Here is a 9,934-nt window from a genome sequence, read left to right as displayed (position 1 = left end):
GCCTTTTTTAATATTTCGTTTTCCTTTTCAATGCGTTGTACCTTCTTCTTGAGCTCACGTATTTCGATTTGTTCCGGGGTTATGGGAGAGGCTTTTGGCGTTTTCCCCTGTCGCTCATCACGCAGTTATTTTACCCATTTCGTCATCGTAGAAAGGCCGACGTCCATGGCTTTTGCTGCTTGCGCGGCGGTGTAATTTTGGTCGACAACCGGTTGAGCGGATTCGCGTTTAAATTTAGGACTAAAATTTCTTCTTTTTATTGGTGCACCCATGTTGTTCTGAGGTGAGCATATCACCTCTGTTCAGGTGGCCAAATTCAGTGGCCCACTACACTATCCAACTGACGCCCAACTGCAATAATCCGCTAGGGTATATCATGCCGGACGCCCACAAGGTGGCGTTATTGACGCTGGCGCAACGTTACGATACGCCGATCATTGAAGACGATGTTTATGCCGATTTGGCCTATCACTACCCCCGGCGGCGGACGACAAAATCCTTTGACGAAGATGGCCTAATGCTGCTGTGCAGTTCATTTTCCAAAACGCTGGTGCAGGGATTGCGTATCGGCTGGATCGAGCCAAACCGCTATATGGAGCAGGTACTGCACATGAAATATATCGGCACCGGCGCCACCGCCACTGCCTGCGCCTCAACTATGCCAACCGCATGACGCCGGCTATAGAAGCTGCGGTAAAATGCATCGGCGAAACGGTGGCACAGCAGCTGGAAGCCTGCGCCAGGCTGAACCCGGCAGCGGAAACGGCGCAGGACGAACAGTAATATCCCACCTGCTCAGCGGAAATCCACGGTCTCCGGCTTGCGCTAAATACAGCCGCGATGACGATGACGGGGTTTCCGCGATCACCTACCCGTGACGGATAACATAGCGCGATGGCGTCAGACGCCTTATGGCGTCGAAACCGTTTTCCGCCGGCAGGATCAGTAAATTGGCCCGATAGCCGCATTTGATGCCGTAATCGCTCAGGTTGAGCGTCCGCGCGCTATTGGCGGGTAATCAAGATTTCAACCCGTTATTAATCTGCTCATACCCCATCAGCTGGCATACGTGCAGGCCCATATGCAGCACCTGCAACATATTGCCGGTGCCGAGAGGGTACCAGGGGTCAAAATACATCATCATGGCCGAAGCAAACATTTATCCCTTGGGCCAACATTTCTTTCACCTGGGTGACGCCGCGGCGCTTGGGATAATCATCAAAACGGCCCTGCAGATGAATATTTACCAGCGGATTAACGACGTAATTGATGCCCTATAGTTTCAGCAGGCGGAACAGCCGCGCGGTGTAGGCGCCGTTATAGGAATGGATGGCGGTGGTATGACTGGCGCTGACCCTGCCGCCTAGCCGGGACTCCAGCGCCAGCGTGGCGACGGTTTCCACAAAGCGCGATTGTTTGTCATCGATCTCGTCGCAGTGGACGTCCACCAGCTTGCCGTACTTTTGCGCCAGCGCAAAGGCTTTATGCAACGACGCGATGCCATACTGGCGGGTAAATTCATAGTGAGGAGTGGCGCCGACCACATCGGCACCCAGCCGCCACGCTTCCTCTAACAAGGCTTCGCCGTCCGGAAAAGACAGGATCCCTTCCTGAGGAAACGCCACCAGTTGCAAATCCACCCACGGCGTCGCTTCCTGCTTGACTTCCAGCAGCGCTTTCAGCGCCGTCAGCGAGGGTTCGGAGACATCCACATGGCTGCGTACGTGCTGGATACCGTTGGCGATCTGCCATTTCAGCGTCTGCCAGGCGCAGATTTTGACGTCTTTATGGGTGGGTCGCTTTGCGCTCGTCCCAACGGGTAATGCCCTCAAAACAGCGTACCGGACTCGTTCCAGCGCGGGTCTCCGGCGGTCTGTGTAGTATCCAGATGAATGTGGGGTTCGACAAACGGCGGTATTGCTCGGCATTAAGGACGCCTTCGCCGTCCTGCTGACCATGATTTTGCGGCGCCAGACGGCGAATGATTCCCTGCTCGAGGGTGATTTGCCATAAACCTTCACACCAGGGCAGCCGGACGTGACTGATAGTATGCAGCAGGGGATTCGGCACGGGTTACCTCGCTTTTGTCAGGGACCTACATGATAGATAGCGTAACCGCGGCAGAATAACAACCGCATATAATTGATTACCTTTGCCAGGAGTCGCGGAAAAAGCGTGGGGTATTGAAGGCTCAGGGTTTGGCGACAAAGCCGACGGCTTCATAGACCTTGGCCAAGCTCACGCTGGCTTGAGCGCGGGCTTTTTCCGCCCCGTCCCCTAACACTTGATTCAAATAAGCTTCGTCGGCGCGCAGGGCGTGGTAACGAGCCTGTAACGCGGTCAGCATTTCCGACACCGCATCGGCCACGGCGGATTTCAGATGGCCGTACATTTTCCCGGCATACGCCTGTTCCAGTTCCGCCACCGGCGTACCGGTCACGCCGGATAAAATATCCAGCAAGTTGGAGACGCCGGGTTTCGCCATGGGATCATGGCGCACCACCGGCGGTTCATCGGAGTCGGTTACCGCCCGTTTAAGCTTCCTGCCGACGGATTTGGGATCTTCTAGCAGGGTGATGACGTTATTACGGTTGTTATCGGATTTCGACATCTTTTTCAATGGATCCAGCAACGACATCACGCGCGCGCCGGACTTGGGAATAAACGGTTCAGGAATGGTGAAGATCTCGCCATACAGCGCGTTAAACCGTTTGGCGATATCGCGGCTCAGCTCCAAATGCTGTTTCTGATCTTCTCCGACCGGCACCTGCTTGGTCTGATAAAGCAGAATATCTGCCGCCATCAGCACCGGATAATCAAACAGCCCGGCATTGATATTTTCGGCGTAACGGGCCGATTTATCCTTGAACTGGGTCATCCGGCTCAGTTCACCAAAATAGGTATAACAGTTCAGCAACCAGCTTAGTTGGCTATGCTCCGGCACATGGGACTGAATGAAAACCGTACTTTTAGCCGGATCGATACCGCAGGCCAGATACAGCGCCAGAACGTCCAGCGTTGCCTTGCGCAGCTGCTGGGCATCCTGACGGGCGGTAATGGCATGCAGGTCGACGATGCAATAAATACAATCATACTCGTCCTGCATGCTGACCCACTGACGCAGCGCACCCATATAGTTGCCAATGGTCAGTTCCCCTGACGGCTGCGCGCCGCTGAATACGATGGGCTTACTCATTTTAAACAGACCTCATTAACGAAAGGTGCAGCCCGAGCACGGGCAAAAGATCGGCAAAACGCTCCAGAACGTAATCCGGGTGGCTCAGCGCAGCGAGCGCTCCACCAGCACATCGGCGCCGTTGCCAATCCAGGTGGCAATGCGCGCCAGCCCGGCCTGGGTCAGCCCCTGCTCTGACAATGTCCGATCAAGCGCGGCCGTTAAGTCGGGGCCGCTGTCGGTCAAAGTGCCGTCAAGATCGAATGCGATACCGCGGATAGGCTGTTCTTCACGCATTCCCCGCCGTTCCCGCTAATGCCTGACGCATGGCGTCGATAACGGTTCGGTAGTCCGGCTGGCTGAAAATAGCAGAGCCGGCAACGAACATATCGGCGCCCGCGGCGGCGATAGCGCCGATGTTGTCCACCTTGACGCCACCGTCCACCTCAAGCCGGATATCCCTGCCGCTGCGATCGATAATCTGACGCGCCTGACGCAATTTATCCAGGGTCGAAGGCAGGAAAGACTGGCCGCCAAAACCGGGGTTAACCGACATCAGCAAAATGACATCAAGTTTATCCAGCACATATCCAAGGCAGCTCAGCGGCGTGGCGGGATTAAAGACCAGCCCGGCTTTGCAGCCGTGCTCCTTGATGAGCTGCAGTGAGCGGTCAACATGCTGCGACGCCTCCGGGTGGACGGTAATGTAACTGGCGCCGGCGGCGACAAAATCCGGGATCAGGCGATCGACCGGCTTGACCATCAAATGCACGTCAATTGGGGCGGTAATGCCATAGTTACGCAGCGCTTTAAGCACCATCGGCCCCATGGTGAGATTCGGAACATAATGATTATCCATCACATCAAAATGCATCACGTCCGCCCCGGCGGCTAACACCCGGGCGGTATCTTCACCCAAGCGGGCAAAATCCGCGGAAAGGATGGAAGGGGCAATTAAAAAGTTTTTCATCCATGTCTCCCGTCAGTTATGGTCAGTCGGCGGCGGGGCGGCCCCGCTCAGAGATATAACGCCAGCAGCTCATTCACGCTGCTGCGCCCGAAGATATTGCTGCTGATGGTGCGGCGTGCCGTGACATAATGCAGCACCGCATCGCCATACCATTGCCGGGTCAGCGCGGTATCGTGATTGGAAATCAGCACCGGTATCCGGCTTTCACGAGCCAGCTGGCCGGCGAGGCGCGCCAGGTTCTGCTGCTCGGTCAGACTAAAACTGTTGGTATGGTATGCCGTAAAGTTTGCGGTGGTCGAGAGCGGCACATAGGGTGGATCACAATATACCACCGAACCCGGTACGGCGCGGGATAGCGTTTGTTTGTAGTGCTCGCAAACAAACATCGCCCGACTGGCCTTCTCGGCGAACCGGTGCAGTTCCAACTCTGGAAAGTACGGCTTTTTATAGCGGCCAAAAGGAACATTGAACTCACCGCTCAGGTTATATCGGCACAGACCGTTGTAGCAATGCCGGTTGAGATACAGAAACAACACCGCGCACCGATGGGCGTCCGTGCAGAGATTAAACTCGCTGCGCAGCAGGTAGTACACCTCAGAGATGTTGGCGTCAGCGGCAAATAAAGCCCGGGCATCGCGGATAAAATCATTCGGGCGCTCTTTAACGATATTGAACAGATTGATGAGATCACTGTTGATATCGGCGAGGATGTATCGGTCGTAATCGGTATTGAGAAACACCGAACCGGCGCCGACAAAAGGCTCTATTAAACAATCACCCTGCGGCAGGTGACGGCGAATATCCTCAATCAGCGGATACTTGCCGCCGGCCCATTTCAAAAACGCGCGGTTCTTCTTCATGCCTTCGCTACTTACTCACACTCTTCAGAGCCGCGGATTGTACCCTGTTTACCATAGCGCTACAGCGCTATCTTCAGGCATGCTTAATTATTTTGGTCCTTTTTAACCTGATTAATTTGCCGCGCCCAGGGCTTTTTGGCCTGTACATCGGCGGGCAATTGCGCCACCGCGTTTTTGGCCTGCGATAGCGAAGGATAAACCCCGTTTACCAACACGTACCAGGGCTTGCCGTCGCGGCGGGTCTGATAAACCCAGTAATGGCTCAGCTGCTGTTGGCGCGCATAGGCGTTGAGCGTCGCCGGCTGCGAAGCGCTACTCAACTGTAACGTGTAATAACCGGCGGGCGCAGACTGAATCGAACCCGCGGCGCCGCCACTGGACGAGGCCGGCGCGGGGACGCGAGAGCTCGCGGCCGCTTTTGGCGCGCCGGCGGTCTGGCGGCCGGCACTTGGCACCATCGGCGTTTGTTTCGGCTCCCGGCGGGCCGCGGCGGGAGCCTTCGCCGGCGCTTTGTGCTGCGCGCCGCTGCGGCTGCCCGGCGTCAAGGTGGCCGCCGCGGTGGGCAGGGTGGAAACCGGCCCTTGGCCATTCATTTGGGCGGCCACGCCGTTGACCTGGCTCCCCTGCTGCGACAAGGCATCGGCCATGTTGCCCGGTAATTCCACGCGTTGCTGGCCGCGCGGCGTAGTCAGCGGCGCGGCTTGAGTCGGCGGCGTAGAAGGCATCTGCGGCGCACTCAGCTCTTGCGGGGAGGGGGCGCCGTTCTGTGCATTGTTTGCTGCCGGCGCGGCAGCGCCAGGCGAAGACGGACCCGCGTCGGAGTCGGAAGTCGAGCCGGAGAGATCGATATTACGCGGGCCATTATTGTCCGCGCCCTGGCGGCCTGAATCGGTTCGGGATGGAGATTTCAGCGCTGAACCAATACTAATCACCAGCAACAGGAGCACCAAAATACCGATACCTATCATCAAATGCTGTCTGGATACAGGCACTTTCGGCACGATAGGTCCTTTCCGCTGGCGAGGGGGACGGCGGTCGCTGCTATCGGGTCTCAGTTCGTCTTCCGACTTGAACTCATCCATATAAAACTTTCCGACTGAGAGGGATTTTTCCAGCGCCGGAGCGCGGGAAGGGCTTATCACATGAAACCGGGCCTCACCGACGCGCCCTGGCGCGCAGCCCGGCCCGGCTCAGGCCTGGCAATCCTTAATAGACGCCACCACCATATCATCAGCTACGCTGGTACGCACTTCCGCATTGCCCAGCGTCACCGGCAGCACCAGACGCAGCCGGCCGGCGATGCCTTTTTTATCACGCATCATATGCGGCAGGTAATCTTCCGGCGCCATTTCTGCCGGACCGCTCACCGGCAGGCCGGTGCGCTGCAGCAGCGCACTCACCCGTTCAGCATCGGCATCGCTGAATTGACCGAGCCGACGCGCGGCGCGCACCGCCATCATCATGCCGGCGGCCACAGCTTCGCCATGCAGCCAGTTGCCATAACCCATGTGGGTTTCGATGGCATGGCCGTAGGTGTGGCCGAGATTCAGCAGCGTACGCTGGCCCTGCTCGCGTTCATCGGCAGCCACTACGTCGGCTTTCAGCTCGCAGCAGCGACGGATGCAATAGGCCAGCGCCTGCGGCTCCAGCGCCAACAGCGCTTCGAGATTATCTTCAAGCCAGGCAAAAAAAGCCGCATCAAGAATAATACCGTACTTGATAACTTCCGCCAGCCCCGAGGAGAGTTCCCGCCACGGCAGCGTGTTAAGACAGTCTAAATCTATAACCACCGACGCAGGTTGATAGAAGGCGCCGATCATGTTCTTGCCGAGAGGATGATTGGCGGCGGTTTTGCCGCCAACCGAGGAGTCAACCTGTGAGAGTAGCGTAGTAGGTACCTGGATAAAACGCACACCGCGTTGATAACTAGCGGCGGCAAAGCCGGCCAGATCGCCGATGACGCCGCCACCGAGCGCGATAAGGGTAGTATCGCGACCATGGGGCTTAGCCAGAAGCGCGGTGAAGACCTGATCCAGCACGGTCAACGATTTATTCTGTTCACCGTCTGGCAATACGACCCGATCGACCTTGACGCCGGCCTGGGTCAACCTCTCGCACAGAGGTTCCAGATACAGAGGAGCGAGGCGGTCGTTCGTCACCAGCATGGCGCTATCGCCGCGCGTTAACGGCCAGAAAGACGCCGGATCATTGAATAATCCGGCGGCAATGGTAATCGGGTAGCTGCGCTCCCCTAATGTAACGGTAATCCTCTCCATGGGACGCTCAATGACCTTTTCGGCATCTCGTTAATTCAGATTAGCTGCTTTCCAGCATATTGATAATTTGGTTAGCAACAACCTTGGCGCTTTGTTCATCAGTACGGATAGTCACGTCCGCTATTTCTTCATACAGCGGGTTGCGCTCGCGAGCCAGCGCTTCAAGGACCTCACGCGGTGGAGCTTCGACTTGCACCAGCGGGCGTTTCTTATCACGCTGCGTACGGGCCAGCTGTTTTTCAATGGTGGTTTCGAGATAGACAACCACACCGCGGGCGGAGAGGCGGTTGCGTGTTTCGCGCGATTTCACGGAGCCACCGCCGGTAGCCAGCACAATCCCCTGCTTTTCGGTCAGTTCGTTGATGACTTTTTCTTCTCGATCGCGGAAGCCGTCTTCGCCTTCCACGTCAAATACCCAGCCTACATCAGCCCCGGTGCGTCGCTCAATCTCTTGATCAGAATCGAAAAACTCCATATTAAGTTGTTGAGCCAACTGACGACCAATAGTACTTTTTCCGGCACCCATAGGCCCAACCAGAAAGATATTGCGTTTCTCTGCCATGTTTTTCGGTTTTGCTAAAATTATTCGTTAGTGACAACCCGCCCCGCCAATCAAATTAGCGGCGGGACCTAAACTGAAACCTCATGAGCGTTAGTGCGAGAATCAGGCAAAAATTATCTCAACACTCCGGGTAGTTTGGCAACCGATTAAATCGATGCTTACACCGCAAGCGGGATCCCCGGTGTCACCACCGGTATGACATTTGACGCAAAATCAGCGTTGCTCAATGGGTTACCCTTGTAGGCGAAATCGCCGACAGCGTCAAATTGATAACGAAAAAAACGCATAAATTTTGTTGCCGCGTGCCCGCTTTTGTTCGATGCAGGGGCGGTAGCTTATCCTGATATGCGGGTGGGCGTAATAAAAATAACTAATTCATGTTGTTTATAATTAGCTCGCTGGCGCTTAAATAATGCCCCGAGCAGGGGGATATCGGGCAATAGCGGTACCCGATCGTGGCTGCGTTGCTTTTGATGCTGAAATATGCCGCCGAGCACGATGGTGTCGTCGTCGGCAATCGTTACCTGAGTTTTGATTTTCTCTGTACCGATGGTAACACCCTGGCTGTCTCCTTGCTTGATGATACTGCTTGGCACGTTCTGGCTCAGCCGCAAACCCAGGGTAATGCGCCCGTTGCGCAGAATACGCGGCGTCACCTCCATGCACAGCACCGCCTCCTTGAACTGGATAGAAGGGTGTTTGCCGTGGCCGCTGGTCATCGGATACGGAATTTGCGCCCCTTGTTTGATGCTGGCGGTTTGCTGATGGGCAGTATACAGCCGCGGGCTCGCCAGGATATCCACCTTATTTTCCTGCTCAAGCGCGGTCAGCTCCAGCTCCAGCATACGACCATTCAGGCGCGCCAACGGGAGTCCGATGCGGGCCAGATGTCCGTCGACGGGCATTTTTACCATCGCATACGCATCCGCTTGCGCGCTCTCCGCCGGATAACGTCAGTTGACCCCGACTTCGCGCAAATTTTCCCAGCTGATGGTGACAATGTGGGCGGTAATAAGCACCTGCTCCAGTGGAACATCCCAGACGGCGATCCAATCCCCCACGGCGGCCAGCGCGGAGGCGGTATCGCGCAGCACCAGCGAATTGGTGCTCTTATCCAGCCGAACGCTTCCCCGGGGTGACAGCAGCGAACCGCGCTGGGCGTCAATGCTGCGCACCACCTCGGCCGCGGCGGCGTATTGCAGGGTAATCAACCGGTTAACTAGCGGCACGCCCTCCTCCCGCCTCACCGGCGTCGCAGCCCTTTCCGGGCGCGTATCATCCGGTGCTTCCTGCAACGATACCACCAGCGTGCGTCCCTGACGCGTTTGCTGCAAATTGCCTGCCGTCAGAACCAGTTCCAGCACCTGGCGCCAGGGCATCTCGTGCAGCCGCAGCGTAATCTCGCCTTCAACACCAGGCGTCACCACCAGATTCAGCCCACGCAGGGAGGCCAGCGCCGCAGGACAACCACTGGCGAATACCCCTCGCTGCAGCCGCTGATATAGATCCGGCCGTTGCGCTGCTTGATATGCGTGAGCCACAGCGGCGGCAGCAGCAACAGGCGCAGCGGACACGACGTCGCCAGCGTGTTTGCCGCCAGGGCCATAGATTCACCTGCGCCACAGCCGCTCTTTCGGCGCCAGCGCCAGCCCGGCGGCAATCACCCAGGCCGCCGGCCAGCCTGGAAGCGGCGCCGTCTCGCCGTCTGTCCGCCCGCCGCGTGGCCAGCGACGCTCGCGCGGCGCGAATGGACGCTCTGGACGCTCTGAAGCTGCGCGCAAGATGTCGAACGGCGACCAGAGCTCGCCGCCCTCGGGAACCGGGCCGGGTTCGGTACGGGTAAAATGGCAGGCCGCCGCCGATTCGGCGCCAAAGACAAAGTCCAGCGGCGGCGCCAGGCGGCGCAGCGCGTCGACGATGGGCGCTACAGGGCAAGGATCGCCCTGAGCATCCCGCGCCATGGATAAAGGAAATTGCCACCAGCCGCGACAGCGCCATTCTGCTCGATCACGCGACAAAGCCAGCGCGCGCAGGACGTCCGGCTCCATATCCATACCGATCCGCCAACGATCAAACGCCATGGTTCCTCCT

General features: G+C 57.4%; 10 protein-coding genes and 4 pseudogenes. 1 reads left to right on the top strand and 13 read right to left on the bottom strand.

The window, feature by feature from the left end; all coding sequences use genetic code 11:
• Positions 1–260, bottom strand: a pseudogene (locus tag ACTBDU_RS04320) (transposase); the annotation flags it as partial.
• 74 nt (positions 261–334) lie between these two features.
• Here ACTBDU_RS04320 and ACTBDU_RS04315 point away from each other — a divergent pair.
• Positions 335–643: pseudogene (locus ACTBDU_RS04315) on the top strand (aminotransferase class I/II-fold pyridoxal phosphate-dependent enzyme); the annotation flags it as partial.
• A gap of 152 nt (positions 644–795) precedes the next feature.
• Here ACTBDU_RS04315 and ACTBDU_RS04310 read toward each other — a convergent pair.
• The 12 genes and pseudogenes from ACTBDU_RS04310 to ACTBDU_RS04255 form a co-directional block, all read right to left on the bottom strand.
• Positions 796–2,070: pseudogene (locus tag ACTBDU_RS04310) on the bottom strand (cytosine deaminase).
• 121 nt (positions 2,071–2,191) lie between these two features.
• Positions 2,192–3,196: a tryptophan--tRNA ligase gene (gene trpS / locus ACTBDU_RS04305; RefSeq protein ID WP_438805671.1), complete on the bottom strand. Its 1,005-nt coding sequence runs from the start codon at positions 3,194–3,196 to the stop codon at positions 2,192–2,194.
• A 90-nt stretch (positions 3,197–3,286) separates the two neighbouring features.
• Positions 3,287–3,472: pseudogene (locus tag ACTBDU_RS04300) on the bottom strand (HAD family hydrolase); the annotation flags it as partial.
• Positions 3,465–4,145 (bottom strand): ribulose-phosphate 3-epimerase, encoded by a 681-nt coding sequence (gene rpe, locus ACTBDU_RS04295; RefSeq protein WP_438805670.1) that lies wholly within the window; start codon positions 4,143–4,145, stop codon positions 3,465–3,467. The pseudogene ACTBDU_RS04300 and the gene rpe, both read right to left, overlap by 8 nt.
• 47 nt (positions 4,146–4,192) lie before the next feature.
• On the bottom strand, positions 4,193–5,005 hold the full coding sequence (gene dam / locus ACTBDU_RS04290; protein ID WP_438805669.1) for an adenine-specific DNA-methyltransferase: 813 nt from the start codon (positions 5,003–5,005) through the stop codon (positions 4,193–4,195).
• A gap of 83 nt (positions 5,006–5,088) precedes the next feature.
• Positions 5,089–6,087 carry an SPOR domain-containing protein gene (locus ACTBDU_RS04285; protein WP_438805668.1) on the bottom strand — a complete coding sequence of 333 codons (999 nt, stop codon included), beginning with the start codon at positions 6,085–6,087 and terminating at the stop codon, positions 5,089–5,091.
• 108 nt (positions 6,088–6,195) lie between these two features.
• On the bottom strand, positions 6,196–7,281 hold the full coding sequence (aroB, locus tag ACTBDU_RS04280) for a 3-dehydroquinate synthase (protein WP_438805667.1): 1,086 nt from the start codon (positions 7,279–7,281) through the stop codon (positions 6,196–6,198).
• A gap of 40 nt (positions 7,282–7,321) precedes the next feature.
• Complete coding sequence (aroK, locus tag ACTBDU_RS04275; RefSeq protein WP_438805666.1) at positions 7,322–7,843, bottom strand: shikimate kinase AroK; 522 nt, start codon at positions 7,841–7,843, stop codon at positions 7,322–7,324.
• A gap of 335 nt (positions 7,844–8,178) precedes the next feature.
• Positions 8,179–8,757, bottom strand: a complete 579-nt coding sequence (locus ACTBDU_RS04270; RefSeq protein ID WP_438805665.1) for a hypothetical protein — start codon at positions 8,755–8,757, stop codon at positions 8,179–8,181.
• A gap of 39 nt (positions 8,758–8,796) precedes the next feature.
• Positions 8,797–9,267, bottom strand: coding sequence for a secretin N-terminal domain-containing protein (locus ACTBDU_RS04265; protein WP_438805664.1), 471 nt, complete (start codon positions 9,265–9,267; stop codon positions 8,797–8,799).
• 8 nt (positions 9,268–9,275) lie between these two features.
• On the bottom strand, positions 9,276–9,449 hold the full coding sequence (locus tag ACTBDU_RS04260; protein WP_438805663.1) for a hypothetical protein: 174 nt from the start codon (positions 9,447–9,449) through the stop codon (positions 9,276–9,278).
• 4 nt (positions 9,450–9,453) lie between these two features.
• Entirely contained in the window at positions 9,454–9,924 is a 471-nt protein-coding gene (locus ACTBDU_RS04255) for a hypothetical protein (protein WP_438805662.1), read from the bottom strand.
• Between the last annotated feature and the right edge of the window lie 10 nt (positions 9,925–9,934).

It is taken from the genome of Sodalis sp. (in: enterobacteria), from assembly GCF_051710625.1.
Taxonomy (GTDB): Bacteria; Pseudomonadota; Gammaproteobacteria; order Enterobacterales; family Enterobacteriaceae; genus JBPESN01.
The sequence above is the reverse complement of the archived record's forward strand: the minus strand, read 5'-3'. Positions and strand labels throughout refer to the sequence as shown.